The organism is Rheinheimera pacifica, from assembly GCF_024809855.1.
In the GTDB taxonomy this organism is placed as follows: domain Bacteria; phylum Pseudomonadota; class Gammaproteobacteria; order Enterobacterales; family Alteromonadaceae; genus Alishewanella; species Alishewanella pacifica_A.
In genome coordinates, this window is record NZ_JANUEM010000021.1 from 1 (window position 1) to 14,073 (window position 14,073).

Genomic DNA, 14,073 nt, shown 5'->3' on the forward strand with positions numbered 1-14,073 from the left:
AAGCCACTCCGCTATTACTGCGAAGTAGCGGTACAAAATAGCGATGTACAGTACAAAATAGCATTGTAGAGTACTATTTAGCGTTGTAAGTCACAAATATTCATGTGTGCGTTGTCCTTGGCCCTTCGGGGCCTTTTTTATTGGCGAACCCTACGGGCCGGGCTTCTCCGGGTTCGCTTCGCTCATTCCGCCAGGGCGGAACTGACGCCCTACGTATCCCTTTCGCTGCGGCCTCCGGCCTTTTATCGCTAACCGGCCTGCGGCCTCTAAGGTGATATCAAAAGCGCGGCATTCGCCGGCGCAGGCCTGGTTATATTGCTACCGTTATAACGCTCCGGGCCGCTGCAGCTGCGCCCGTTTTGGTAGCACTGCTAAGGTGCTTGCTGATATACACGTATAACCTCTGTGAGCTACGCAAGGGCTTCGCCCTGGTAATGCCTAGCATTACCCTTAAAGCGGTTTGGCAGTGGGCGGATTTGCAACCGGTGCGCCAACAAACCCTAATAGCCGCATCAATTACCTTTCCTTGAATTTAGTACGCTGGTTCCCGTTGCGCGACTCCTTCCAGTCGTTGCTCACTCCATGCCTGCGGCATATTTTCGCATGCGAAATTATCGGGTAATGTTGTATATATGTTGTTTGTAAGTGTGATTTCGTGTATACTTATATTCACTGATTAAGGGTAATCAGTCGCGTTCTACGGCGTATTTTGTAGGGGGTTTTATGATATTTATTAACACTTTAAGTGTAGAGCAACTAATAGGTAATGCCGGTAAAATATACCATTTCACTGGTGATGGTATTTGGGGTGAATATATGCCAGCTGAGGAAGCGTTAAAGCTGATCCGGGATAATGGCCTTTTTACGGTTCCTGCTGGCCGCCGTGCCTTAGCGCTTGGGCATGAGCTGATGATCATCGGTGATGATGGTACACAATACCCGCTTAAAATTAAGCTTATTGATGTGGTTGTGGATGCTTCGTTGTTCGTGATCACCAGCCGGGTAGCTGGGGACGATGATGATACCACTGAAATTATTGAAGCCGGTGGCCTGTTTGAGGCTATGGACGCCATGAATACGTTATTGCTTGACGGGGCAGACAGGAGCCGTGAAACAATAAACACTTATGCCGCAAATCTGGAAGATGCCATCTTTCTGCGTACTGTTGTTCAACCACAAGACGCTGCTGCTTAAGCAGCGTTTTTTTCGGGGGTGATATGGATAACTTACACAGCATCGTAGATGCGCAAAACAATGTGATAGAAGATGAATTATCTTTAAGCCAAGCTGAGCAGCGTCTTAGCTATTATGTTTCGCATGGCGAGGATTATTATATTACAGACTATGAGCCGGCAGAGGTTTTTAGCCAAGTCACAAATGCAGTTCGAGCTGATTGGGCGCATGCGGCTGTGCAAAGCCACACTGAGGCGGCGGGGATTGAAGAGGAACCGCCTTATGCCCAGCTTAACGATCTGCTTTGCAATCTTGGCCACTGGGCTAAATCCCAGGGTATTGATTATGCGGCAGCATTTAAGAGCGCGTTGCTACTCTATGAAATTGAATGTGCTGAAGATGAATAAAAGTTAAGCCACCTACGGGTGGCTTTTTATTGTTGTTGTTGCGTTGTTTTTAATATGGCTTTTGTGTATACTTGTATTCACCGGTAAGCTGTACCGGTCACGTTCTACGGTGTGCTTGTAGAGGGAATAAGTATCATGAAATTGTCTAAATTAAATGCCTCGTTACACACTCAAGCTCTGGCTATCCTTCAAAAAGAAAGGCTCACTTTTGAGGATAAGGAGTTTGTACTTGCCAACTATCAGGAAAGCGCAAATCATTTAATTGCCCCTGCAGGGGCGTTCTTTACCAGTGCTGAATTGGCCTGGGAATTTAGCGTTGTGGCTGTTGGCTTTCTATCTGAAAAGCGCAAGTTCAGAGTGTTGGATTTGTGCGCGGGTATAGGTGCGCTGGCCCACGCCTGCCTGCTGCGTAACCCTGATATCGAGCTTGTGTGTGTAGACATTAATGCTGATTATGTTGACGTCGGTAAAAAGATAGTGCCGCAAGCACAGTGGCACTGTATGGATGCGCTAGATTTGGACCAGTTAAAGGCGCTTGGTCACTTTGATATCGTTATTTCTAACCCGCCTTTTGGTGCTGTAACCACCGGTTCAGGTAAAAAATCCCCCCGCTACACAGGTTCAGAATTTGCTTACAAGGCGATTGATATTGCCGCTGAAATTGCCGACGTGGGGTATTTCATCTTACCGCAAAAATTAGTGCCGTTTAACATCTCCGCAAGCCCACGTAACGAGCCGTTTGTTCACCGCGATGCGTATGTGAAATTCTTAAAGCAAACGCGCTGGGAGCTTGAAATAGCCTTAACAATTGACACGGCTTCTACCGAGACACCCAACTTTAAAAACACTAGGTTAACCGTAGAATTTGCGGAATGTAAGTTCAGCGAAATTATTGCCGGTACAGCCGAAAGTAACGCGGCTTAAATCACGCAAAATAATACAAAGGGGGTGTTAACCCCCTTTTTTATTGTGTATACTTATATACACTGATTAGGGTAAATCAGCGTGTTCTACGGCGTTCTTGTAGAGAGATTGAATGATGGAAATTATTGCTAATACTTATTTTTCTGGATGTGGGCTTTTAGATGCCGGCCTGATTGAAGCAGGCTTTACGATTGGTAAGGCATTTGAGCTGGACGAAACCGCCGCCAGTGTTTACCGGCATAATCTTGGTGATCACATTGTTCAATGTGATATAGCAAAGAAAACCGTTCTTGCAGATACAGACTGTGATCTGATGGCCTTCACCTACCCTTGCACCAAATACTCCACACTGTCAGATTTGCATGATACCCGCACCGGGGATGACTTGTTTTTGCATGCCCTGCGTCATGTGGCCATTAAATCGCCAGAGGCTTATCTGGTTGAAAACGTACCGGGTATGCGCGCCTTCCCTATCGTGATGGAAGCTATGACGCGACTGCCAAATTACTATATTAATGTTTTCTGCCCCGTTGGCGCTGAAACATGGTTGCCGCAAAAGCGCCCTCGCCTGATTATTTTTGGTACCAAAAAACCTTTTACTGTTTCCCCGCCTGAGTGTCATTGGCCTATCACGCTAAAAGAAATTTTAGAGGACGACCCACAGGTAAGCTGGCCCGGTGCCATCAATAAACGCCTTGATGGCATTTACCGCGACAAGCCCATAATTTCAGATCCTGATCGTGGCGATATCGCCCCGCTCTGTCTGGCACACTACGGCAAAGACAAAAGCACAAGGCTTGTTGTTGACCGGCGTTTTAATCGTGGTGTCAGGCCGTATACAGTTCGAGAATACGCCCGGCTGCAGGGCGTTCCTGAGTGGTTTGAATTTAACTGTTCAGATTCTAACGCTTATAAAATGATCGGTAACGGGGTGCCGCGCCAAATGGCCCGATGGGCCGGGCTTGAGCTAAAACGCTACTTTTCACGCTTATCTTAATTGCTGAACACGAGGGGCCGCGGCCCCTCTTTGGGTGTCTGATGAAATACTATGCCGTTGAATACCACGTTAAAGACATCTGCCCAGTCAGAAAAGACGGCAGGCTTGTCATGGCATACATCGGCCAATTTCCTGATCAACTCTTAGCTAATGCTGCAGCGCTGCGCCTCTTAGGTGGTGATAAATGCGTATGCTCAATTATTTTCGTCAGAGCGCGCCGCTGGGTGGTTTTCACTGAGCAGGAAGTTAAAAAACTCTGACTATAACTGTTGCGTTATATAACTGTTCAGTTATAATTATCTTATCAGTTACCACACTTTCATTGTCACTTAAGGGGTTGAAATATGTCAGATTTACGCTTTGAATTTCCGGCTGTCAGAGGGGAGCAAGGAGGTCGGATTTTTTATTCAGCCTGCGTACCGTTTAATGCCTTGGCCCGTTTGCTTGCAATTGATACCGGCAACGTGCTGGACAGAAGCCAGCGGGTTGTTGACGCAAAACGTGCCAGCGCAATAAGCGACTATATTTGTAAAAATGTTACGGGGTTTGTTTTACCTGGCTTAACCGGTGTTGTTGAAGATGAAACACTAGAGTTCAAAGCAGCGGTTAAAAATGGGGTTGTAGGCATGCTTAGCTTGTCTATGGATGCCATTGTAAAACTGTTTGATGGCCAGCATCGCGCCACCGGCATCCTCGATGCTGTGAAAAACAACAAAGCGCAACTTAAAAACCACCAAGCATCTATCCAGCTATTTGTTGGTATGTCATTAGCTGAGCGTCAACAAGCCTTTTCAGATATCAACAGCAACGCCAAGGCCGTAAGCGCAAGCTTGAACCTCGCTTATGATAAGCGCAATTATATGGCCCAGCAGTTTTATGATCTGATTGATATGGTAGAAAGCTGGTCAGGCGCCATCGACTTTGAAAATAATATCGTCAAGCAGACCAGCGACAAGCTGTTTTCATTCCGCCACGTTGTTGAGGCAAACCGGATATTGCTTGGCTTAAATAAGACAGATGAACCAAACGAGCTACATCTTAAAACAGCGGCCAACTGGTGGAATTCAATAGCCAAGGCGGTAGGCTGGTTTATTGATGCTGAACGCCGCTCAGAAAAGCGTGGCCAACTTGTCACCCTTAACGCGGTGGGGTTGATGGTGTTGGCCCGTGTGGGTGAATACGCTTTGCGTCATCAGCTTGATATTCAAACTATTACGCTGGCCATCAAAGAAATGAACTTTGAGCGTGAGCGCGTGATTTGGGAGGGCAATATCGTTGGTAAAGATGGCAACCTTGTTACTAAAACCGCTGCCCAGATTGACGCGACAGCTAGCGTATTGGCCACCCTTTTGCGAATTTCAGGCATCGATCACCACCTTGAAAGGTTTTCTGCTGATCCGGCCGATTTCTACAACGAACTAGGTGTACCTGAAGAGCAAAGAGTTCAAACGGAATCTTTGCATCCCGAAGGCTGGCACATGCAACAGCCTGGAGTTTGGTTTGAAAATGAATACGCTATTCATTGCCACCAAATTAAAGTTGCTGAGGCCAAAACCGGCCAAAAGCGCAACAAATTGGTTTTGTCAGGCCCTGCCCTTGTCGGAACCCTGGAGAAGCGCCGCCCTGAACTGGGGGAATTTTATTCTTGGGATGCGGCTATCGCCGCCGCTGAAGAAAATAACAGCAAATACAGCCAATAAACAAAACAGCGAACTCAGTTAACCCTGAGTTCGTTGGCCTGCGCATTAATCCCCGCTTTCACCCTGTAACATTGAATGCTGTAACGAGGTATAAAACTGATGGACGATTTTCGCTTTAACTTAACAGCTATTAGAGGCCAGCAATCCCAGCAGGTTATCTATTTGGTTATTGTCCCGTTTCGACTGTTGCTAAAATTTTTAAACCTGGACACTGGCCCCGTGCTTGAGCGCTCTCAGCGTAAGACAGATCCAGCACGTACCAATAGAATTGTAAATTACCTCAAGCGCAACACATCTAACTATGTGTTACCGCCTTTAGTCGGGTGCTTGGAGGATGGTGATTTTCGTTTTACACCAGCCGCTGCTAACAGCTGTGCCGGTACTATCAGTTTTTCTATGGAAGCAAAATTTAAGCTGTTTGATGGCCAGACCCGTGCCTCTTCCATTATCGCAGTGCTAAAAGAGCGCCCTGCGTTATCTCAGGATAATATCGCTATACAGCTTTACACTGATTTGACGCTTAAACAGCGACAGCAGGCGTTCAGCGATATAAATAGCAATGCTAAGTCAGTAAGCCGAAGCCTGACGCTGACGTATGATCATCGTGATGCATACCTGTCGAAGCTTGCCGAAGAAATAAATAAAGTCCGGGCGTGGCGCGGTAAAATTGATCACGAAAGAAATCAGGCAAACCATAAAAATAACCACCTATTTTCATATCGTCATGTTGTTGCGGCGAGCGTTATTGTGCTGGGTATTACTAAGGCTGAAGCACCCAGTATGACACAATTGCTTTATGTTTCTTCCTGGTGGAATTCAATAGCTGCAGCTGTGGGCTGGGATGAACCAAATATTGACGTAAACAAGGTTACGGTGACAGCTGCAGGCTTGATGTCTCTCGCCCGGCTGGGGGCCTTGATTCGTGAATGTAACAAAAGCAATCCTGAAATTAATCAGTTTGATGCAGCGCAACGTATGTTTGAGGTGGATTGGGATAAGGGAGCTGAAATGTGGCAAGGGGTGCTGGTTAAAGACGGTAAAATGACAGCAGGTAAAGCGGCGGAAGAGGCGGCAGTTGCTGTACTGGCCAAGAAGCTGAAAATTGATCATATGCAAGGCGCATAAAAAACAAGAGTGGGCGAACCCTGCGGGCCGGGCTTCTACGGGTTCGCTTCGCTCATTCCGCCAGGGCGGAACTGACGCCCTACGTATCCCTTTCGCTGCGGCCTCCGGCCTTTTATGGCTAACCGGCCTGCGGCCTCTAAGGTGATATCAAAAGCGCGGCATTCGCCGGCGCAGGCCTGGTTATATTGCTACCGTTATAACGCTCCGGGCCGCTGCAGCTGCGCCCGTTTTGGTAGCACTGCTAAGGTGCTTGCTGATATACACGTATAACCTCTGTGAGCTACGCAAGGGCTTCGCCCTGGTAATGCCTAGCATTACCCTTAAAGCGGTTTGGCAGTGGGCGGATTTGCAACCGGTGTGCCAATAAACCCTAATAGCCGCATCAATTACCTTTCCTTGAATTTAGTACGCTGGTTCCCGTTGCGCGACTCCTTCCAGTCGTTGCTCACTCCATGCCTGCGGCATATTTTCGCATGCGAAATTACCGGATAATGTTGTATATGTGTTGTTTGTAAGTGTGATTTCGTGTATACTTATATTCACTGATTAAGGGTAATCAGTCGCGTTCTACGGCGTATTTTGTAGGGGGTTTTATGGATTTCACACTCATTGAATTTGATGCATTGGCAGTGGCCATGCTTATGTTTCAGCACCCGGTTAACTATCCAACACAGAAGCAAGTTGATCTTGTAGATAAGGCTCTGGAGTTTGGCTATGTGCAGCGCGAAAGTGCCAAAAAAGCCATTTGGGCCGACAAAGGCATTAACACATACCATGAGCTGGCCAAAAGCCGAAAGTCATTAGTGATTATACAGTCGCAGGACAGCGCAGAAACACGCTACCAGGTTGTTGCAGAAAACGGCTACCTAACACCACTGGTTAAGCAGTTAGGGACGCAGGAGTTTAAACACCGCGTAAAAGCGGGTTCTATCCGGGTGATTAAACGCGATCTTAAGCTTGTTAAAGCGGTTCGCTGCCTTAAGGAGGAATCCGCTTTGACCGTGGAAATTTTCAGATTAGACGATGAAGCTTTTATGAAAACGGATAACGTTTTCTATTCCGATTACCTCAAAAAACTCAGACCGAAAGCGGTGGTTAAAATGGCAAAAAGGGCAAGCCTCCTGCTGGCCCAGGCCGCTGATGTCGCAAAATTGTTTTCTGCGCAAGATTGGGATGAAAAAATGCAGTTGAACAAGCTGCCGTTAGAATGCTACAGCCATTCGGCTTTGCTTGATTATTAACCCATAAAGGCCGCTTTTAAAGTGGCCTTTTTTCTGTGTATGTTGTTGTTTATGTGTTGTATTCTGGCTGGTTTTTGGTGTATACTTGTATTCACTGATTGAGGTGATCAGTCACGTTCTACGGTGTACTTGTAGAGAGAAAATACCATGAAAAAGAAAACACCATCAGCGGCAACAGTGGCAGCAAAAAAAGAGCTGATCGAGCTGAGCGCACAAGCAAAAATGATCAGGGAAAATATGGTGGCACAGGCTGAGACAAACGAGGAAGCGCTTGCAGCTGCCAGCCTTTCAATTAATGACATCCTGATCGAGCTGCACAAGAAAGCCAGCGGTGCAAAAGAATTTAAAACATTTCAGGATTGGAAAGCTGCAGGCTTTAACGTGAGAAAAGGCGAAAAGGCTTTCCGCATATGGGGTAAGCCATTAACTGCTAAGTCAGCAGGTGAGCCGGTGGCTGAAGCTGATACAGGTAGCGCTGATGCGTCAGAGGGTAATAAGTTTGAGTTTTTCCCGATGGCGTGCGTTTTTAGTGATCAGCAGGTTGAACCAACTGATCACAAGCCTGAATCAGAAACCGAAAGCGAAGTGCAAACCGCTATCGAGCAACCGCAAGAGCAAACACCTGAGAGTGAGCAAGAGGCTGAGCCTGTTGCTGAGCTGGCCGCGCCTGGGGTTTTTACTAACCCGGCTTATGCTGAGCGGCAACAGAGCCGGGCAGAGCGCTACAGTGCGCGGGCCGCTAAGGCGGCTACGGCTTCAGATGCGGCTTATAAGCGCAGCCACGATTTGGTATCTGGGATACCAATGGGGCAGCCAATACTTGTTGGTCATCATTCTGAAGCGCGTCACCGGCGCACTTTAGATAAATCGTGGAATGCGATGGGAAAATCTGTACAGCTTTCAAAACATGCAGAAGAGCTAGCAAGCCGGGCGGCCAGTGTTGGTACTGCCGGGATTGCCTCTGATGATCCTGAAGCATTGCAAAAGCTAAAAGAAAAGCTGGCTTCATTGCAAAAAAGCCAAGATCTGATGAAAAAGGCCAACGCCTTAATCAGGCAGGGCAAAACAGAGCAGCTGCCAGGCCTTGGGTTGAGTAAGGCCAATATTGACGCTTTGCTGACGCCACAGTATGGGCGCGTGGGGTTTGCCTCGTACCAGCTGACAAACAACAACGCTGAAATCAACCGGCTAAAAAAACGCATTGAATCTTTAACCCGGATCCATGCCAGTGAGCCGATGCAGTATGAATCAGAAGCATTTGATCTGAATGTTGCTGAAGGCCGCTTACGCTTCAAATTTCACAACGGCAAGCCCTCTGAAGAGGCCAGAAAAATACTGGGCAAGCGTTACGCTTTTAAATTCTCCCGCACTAGCGAAGAGTGGGTTCGCAAAGTCACCCCTAACGCCATTGCTGACACTCGCCGGGCAATCAAAGACTTAAACGCCCTGGGCAGCATTTACTGATAATACGTGCGCCTGCTTGCCTGCAGGCGCTTTACGCTTGAACATACTGAGATTGTAAAATGATAAAATTCAAATACCTTTTAGTCGCGTTACTCGGTTTACTTCTGCTGCAGGCCTGTGATGCGAAAAACAGCCCTGTTATAGAAAATACCTTTCAAGACCGCGCTAATGTTTACCTTGGCAGCGGTGTTAAAGTGCAAATAGCAGAAAATGAAGTTGCAACGGTTTTTGGTTATGACGACTGTCCAGATCAGAGCGTTTTTAGCTGGCAGTTTGGCCCAACTGCGCAAAGCTTCGGTTGCACTCTCTTTACCGGCACGAATGCCGTTAAGGTGCGCTTGATTCACCCTGAAGGCTATGTTTTTATTGAAAAATGGCAGATTTCTGAGCAAAAAGGCACCGGTGGCAGGGCGTACATTGCTAAACGTCCCAACGGGTGGGTTGTTCGCTCCCCTGGGGAGTCTCGGTAAGTTTGGCTAACAAGCAATGCGGTGCCTGGCGGCACCGCATTATTACCATCACTCGGTGGCGTTTATCCCTCACTATTCTAAAGCAGGGCGAATCCCTACGGGCCGGGCCTCTTCGGGTTCGCTTCGCTCATTCCGCCAGGGCGGAACTGACGCCCTACGCCTCCCTTTCGCTGCGGCCTCCGGCCTTTTATAGCTAACCGGCCTACGCATCTAACGCCTGAATGTGATACTCGCTCTCTTTACCAACTAACATTGACAAGGTTTGGTAGGCCATAGCTAACTCAGCAGCCCCACCAGTTACTTGCAAGTAATCGAATACACTTTTTGCCAGGGCTATCGCGCTGAACAGCATCCTATGCTCATAGGGCGTATAACTGAACCTCAACTTACCTGTCGTTGGAAGCTCGTTGATTAAGTCTCTGACTAAAAGCACTAAGCTTGTTGCCATAGCGTATCCAGATTCACGCTCTTTTTCGGCAACCAATTGCTCCAGTAGATAAGCTATGGACCTGATGTTTTCTGGTTGCTGATGAAATACCTCCAGGAACTCATAATAATTATCTTGCTCTGGTTCTTCAGCTAATATTTCTAACAGATACTCACTCCGCTTTCTGCTACGCGATGAATTAAGCAAAAAAATGTCTATATAGCCATCATCGGCTTTGACTGATACGAAATGATTCTTATCATAATCAGGGTATAACAAGGTCGGTGATTTTTTATCACCTGCCGTCAGGCGCAATTCCAGTGCGACTTTTAAGGATTCCACCCTGTCAAAATTCATCTCTGTCTGAAGTTGCAGCGCCTGAAACAACAGCCTCTGCTCTTGCTCGCCTATCGTCAGACATTCATCCAATGCTGAAGCTTCATGTTTTTGCTTTTTGGTTGTCTGGGTTAATTCAAAGTAATTTTGATAGCCGAGCATTTTAGCTACCGTATCGTGGTAGCGCGCCAATTCCAGGCCTGAGCCACAAATTGTGCGAAGTCGTTTTGCAGCTGATTTAGCTACGTTTATATGATTAATATAGATTTTCATTGCATTAGCTCCACGGGCGCATGGCTTGCTCACTAAACCCACCCATTGTTAATGCAATTAGTAGATGGTTTATGTAATCTGACTTACCTCGCGTCGGTTAGACTTTACCAATGTGAGCGGTAAGAGCCGAGGTTCCCTTACCAAATAAGTTAGCTCATTATTTGAACAATTCAAGTAAAGGAACAGAATTAAATCGGTATAGCCACCTTTTAATATTTGGCACTAAATACAAGGGGCCACTATCAAGGCGAACCCTACGGGCCGGGCTTCTCCGGGTTCGCTTCGCTCATTCCGCCAGGGCGGAACTGACGCCCTACGCATCCCTTTCGCTGCGGCCTCCGGCCTTTTATAGCTAACCGGCCTGCGGCCTCTAAGGTGATATCAAAAGCGCGGCATTCGCCGGCGCAGGCCTGGTTATATTGCTACCGTTATAACGCTCCGGGCCGCTGCAGCTGCGCCGGTTTTGGTAGCACTGCTAAGGTGCTTGCTGATATACACGTATAGCCTCTATGGGCTAAGCAAGGGCTTCGCCCTGGTAATGCCAGGCAACATCCTAAAAGCGGTTTGGCAGTGGGCGGATTTGCAACCGGTGTGCCAATAAACCTGAATAGCCGCATCAATTACCTTTCCTTGAATTTAGTACGCTGGTTCCCGTTGCGCGACTCCTTCCAGTCGTTGCTCACTCCATGCCTGCGGCATATTTTCGCATGCGAAACTGGCAAATAAGTCGGTATAAAATAACTGTTGCGTTATATAACTGTTCAATTATAATTCGTTTATTAACTAAACATTACATGCGGTGAAAAGTGTCTTTGAAATCATCAGAAATTAATGCGCAGGATATCGGGTCGGAATTTACCGAATACAAAACACCGTGCGGTTTAACGTTTACTTATCATCGCAAAATCGGGCGATTGGTGCTTGATGATGGTTCCGCCAGAGTTTATGCGTCTGTATCGACTAAAACGGAAGCAAAAAGAAAAATAATCAATTACTGCAATACTGGTAATTTTGATAGTAACTAACCGATTGCAGGTAAGCGTCTTAACTAAGAGGTTAAGAGTATGGATCTAACCATAAAAACGACATTTGACGAGTTTGTGGCAGAGCTGGCTGTAAAAGCGCTGCATTATGGTGCGGCCCATTATGGGAATCATAAATTTTCTGATCTACCAGATGAAGATCAGGCTGACATTAAGCGTGAATATGACAGCATTGATGAATTTTTTGTGTTGTCTGAGGATGATTACGAGCAGCAACTGGCAGATTACGGCACTGACTACATGGGAGACGATGCAAAAATTGGTGATCTTATGTGGTTTGATGGTGAATGCCTGTGTGGTATTGGCTGTGTTGAAACTTGGGAAGAATCTGAAGCACTACCAGAAAAAGGCAAGTGGCACGACTGGACTGATGTTCTTGAATCGGTTAAATGGGCCGTTGTTCTTGGGGAGTTTAAGCGGCTAAAAGCTGAGATCGAAAAGCCACAAAGTGCTGCCACTTTATCTGATGTTTAATTTGAGAACTTAGTTTTATGCACGATTTCCTTGTTAAAAGAGCGGTGCGGTGGCTGCAGTCTCCATTAAGTAAAGGGGGGCCAGGCTGTCACACGGCCATATCAGAAGCTAAAACTGGATTTAACGGTGAAATTGCTGATGCAATAGGTTTTAGGGCTTGCGGTACGTTCGCAAGCGGCTCCGTGCTTGTTGAGGTAAAGGTTAGTAGGGCTGACTTTCTGGCTGACAAGTATAAGCCTCACAGGCAGTCTGGCGGGGTAGGGAACTGGCGTTATTATCTTTGCCCTGAAGGTGTGATTAATGTAGGTGATATACCTCCAGGGTGGGGGTTGTTGTGGACTAACCCCAGGGGGAAAGTCACAGCGCTGGCCGGGGCGGTGACTACAACACACGTTGTAAACCACCGGGAGTTAATGGCATCAACACGTTTTGAGTCGGATGGCGAAAAAGAGTTTTACATGCTAGTTAGGTCTTTATCAAGGGTGGCGAATCCAGACCAGCTGAATAGGCTATTGCGCGCCGAGCGTAACAAGGCAAGTATAATGGCCCAGGACAATAATCGGTTAAGAGCCCAAATTAAAAGCCTGGAATGTCAAAAGTTTGAATCTGCATGGGATAACACATGAAATTTGTACCGGGGAAATCTGACGCTTATAACAAAGGTTGGGAGGCGTTTTTTTGCAGCAGGGAGCTTGGGGATAACCCTTACAACCCAGGCTCGGAAGATCATAAGGATTGGGCGGCTGGTTTTGTAGCGGGTTCTGGTCAATCTGGAAGTGAAACAATTTTGTTGGATAAAATAATCGGTGAGTATTTCGGCGGTGATAAAACCGCCGCCGCTGCAGCTGTTAGCGATGGTGGCGTTTCAATGTTTCAGGTTAACAACTGGATATCGCAAAAGCGGGAATTCATTCAGCTTGCGAATGGTGACTTTATTCTATCTTCAAAAAAGCAGAAAATTATTAAAGTACCAAAGAAGTCCGGTGCGCTAGGTTAGCATATTAGGTCCGCATTATTTATTGATAGCTGAGAGTGAAGTATGAAAATTTTTACCAAAAACCCGGTCCAAGTTGCGTGGCGAGTTGTGTTATTCGCATGGCTTACCTACGTAATGTTTGGTATCTGTAAGTTCGTTTATCAGGCAATCCCGCTTGAACCATTAAGTATCTATATGGGTTTTGAAATTAACCCTAGCTATTACTATTATGTTTCTGGAATGCACATTATATTAACCATCCTTTTGGGTTTAGTAATTACGGTATGCCCAGCGTTATTCATTTGGGCGATAGTTGAAGACAAATTTTGGCCAGCAGACACTAATAGGCATTAATTTTGCCAGTGCATTCTGGCACTAAGTAAGGTGGTGGCATTCTGGCCGCTGCGGTCGGCGCCGGCGATACGGTTTCGCTACCAGTTTGTGTGCCTGGCCAGCTGCAGATCGACACACTTAGCTACCACCTCCGCCCAGGGCGGCACCCTTTGCCGGTATGCCGGGCTGTTCCCCTGGCAAACATTCCCTCTAACTGCTGTAAGCTTGTGTAAGGGCTTCGCCCTGGTAATGCCAGACATTGCCCTAAAAGCGGTTTGGCAGTGGGCGGATTGGCAATCGGTGTGCCAACAAACCTTATGAGCCGCATCAATCTCCTTTCCTTGAATTTAGTACGCTGGTTCCCGTTGCGCGACTCCTTCCAGTCGTTGCTCACTCCATGCCTGCGGCATATTTTCGCATGCGAAATTATCTTATAATGTTGTATATGTGTTGTTTTTGCTCCATTTTCGTGTATACTTGTATATATTGATTTGGAGGTTTTACTATGTTAGAAATTGATGATTGCTTTGATGATTCTTTAACCGGAGAGTTTATTCAGAGTGGCAATACTATTTTCGCCACTCAAAAAAATGGCGCAGCAATTTGTCTATTTAGTTATGACACCTCTGAACTGGCCGATGCTATTCTGCAGTTGATTTATTTGTTGTCATTCGAGCAGCGTATTCAGCTTGCAATCGAAGCGCTATAAG

The 14,073-nt window shown here is 46.8% G+C and carries 14 protein-coding genes; 13 read left to right on the forward strand and 1 reads right to left on the reverse strand.

Translation table 11 applies throughout. The features are described 5' to 3' along the window. Window positions 1–723 precede the first annotated feature (723 nt). From M2404_RS18915 to M2404_RS18960, 10 genes are all read left to right on the forward strand, one after another. Window positions 724–1,194, forward strand: a complete 471-nt coding sequence (locus M2404_RS18915) for a hypothetical protein (protein WP_259241429.1) — start codon at window positions 724–726, stop codon at window positions 1,192–1,194. A 23-nt stretch (window positions 1,195–1,217) separates the two neighbouring features. Beyond that, on the forward strand, window positions 1,218–1,580 hold the full coding sequence (locus M2404_RS18920) for a hypothetical protein (protein WP_259241431.1): 363 nt from the start codon (window positions 1,218–1,220) through the stop codon (window positions 1,578–1,580). A 135-nt stretch (window positions 1,581–1,715) separates the two neighbouring features. Then, window positions 1,716–2,504: a methyltransferase gene (locus M2404_RS18925; protein WP_259241432.1), complete on the forward strand. Its 789-nt coding sequence runs from the start codon at window positions 1,716–1,718 to the stop codon at window positions 2,502–2,504. Window positions 2,505–2,616: 112 nt separating this feature from the next. Further along, window positions 2,617–3,501, forward strand: a complete 885-nt coding sequence (locus M2404_RS18930; protein WP_259241435.1) for a DNA cytosine methyltransferase — start codon at window positions 2,617–2,619, stop codon at window positions 3,499–3,501. A gap of 41 nt (window positions 3,502–3,542) precedes the next feature. Further along, the gene (locus tag M2404_RS18935; RefSeq protein ID WP_259241436.1) at window positions 3,543–3,761 is read left to right on the forward strand and encodes a hypothetical protein; all 219 of its coding nucleotides are present in this window, start codon (window positions 3,543–3,545) and stop codon (window positions 3,759–3,761) included. Between the two features lie 84 nt (window positions 3,762–3,845). Then, a complete protein-coding gene (locus M2404_RS18940) occupies window positions 3,846–5,201 on the forward strand; it encodes a DNA sulfur modification protein DndB (RefSeq protein WP_259241437.1) in 1,356 nt (451 codons plus the stop codon). A gap of 99 nt (window positions 5,202–5,300) precedes the next feature. Further along, entirely contained in the window at window positions 5,301–6,326 is a 1,026-nt protein-coding gene (locus M2404_RS18945) for a DNA sulfur modification protein DndB (protein ID WP_259241439.1), read from the forward strand. 593 nt (window positions 6,327–6,919) lie between these two features. Then, complete coding sequence (locus M2404_RS18950) at window positions 6,920–7,567, forward strand: hypothetical protein (RefSeq protein WP_259241441.1); 648 nt, start codon at window positions 6,920–6,922, stop codon at window positions 7,565–7,567. Between the two features lie 147 nt (window positions 7,568–7,714). After that, window positions 7,715–9,031 (forward strand): DUF3560 domain-containing protein, encoded by a 1,317-nt coding sequence (locus tag M2404_RS18955; protein WP_259241443.1) that lies wholly within the window; start codon window positions 7,715–7,717, stop codon window positions 9,029–9,031. A gap of 59 nt (window positions 9,032–9,090) precedes the next feature. Further along, a complete protein-coding gene (locus M2404_RS18960; protein ID WP_259241446.1) occupies window positions 9,091–9,501 on the forward strand; it encodes a hypothetical protein in 411 nt (136 codons plus the stop codon). Between the two features lie 202 nt (window positions 9,502–9,703). On the opposite strand, the gene M2404_RS18965 is transcribed toward M2404_RS18960, so the two are convergent. Next, window positions 9,704–10,537 (reverse strand): hypothetical protein, encoded by an 834-nt coding sequence (locus M2404_RS18965; RefSeq protein ID WP_259241447.1) that lies wholly within the window; start codon window positions 10,535–10,537, stop codon window positions 9,704–9,706. Between the two features lie 1,064 nt (window positions 10,538–11,601). On the opposite strand from M2404_RS18965, the gene M2404_RS18970 reads away from it, so the two are divergent. The 3 genes from M2404_RS18970 to M2404_RS18980 all read left to right on the forward strand — a co-directional run bounded on the left by M2404_RS18970 (window position 11,602) and on the right by M2404_RS18980 (window position 14,072). Then, window positions 11,602–12,054 (forward strand): hypothetical protein, encoded by a 453-nt coding sequence (locus tag M2404_RS18970; protein ID WP_259241449.1) that lies wholly within the window; start codon window positions 11,602–11,604, stop codon window positions 12,052–12,054. A 622-nt stretch (window positions 12,055–12,676) separates the two neighbouring features. Next, on the forward strand, window positions 12,677–13,051 hold the full coding sequence (locus M2404_RS18975) for a hypothetical protein (protein ID WP_259241451.1): 375 nt from the start codon (window positions 12,677–12,679) through the stop codon (window positions 13,049–13,051). A gap of 817 nt (window positions 13,052–13,868) precedes the next feature. Continuing rightward, window positions 13,869–14,072, forward strand: a complete 204-nt coding sequence (locus M2404_RS18980) for a hypothetical protein (RefSeq protein WP_259241452.1) — start codon at window positions 13,869–13,871, stop codon at window positions 14,070–14,072. The last annotated feature ends 1 nt before the right edge of the window (window position 14,073 follow it).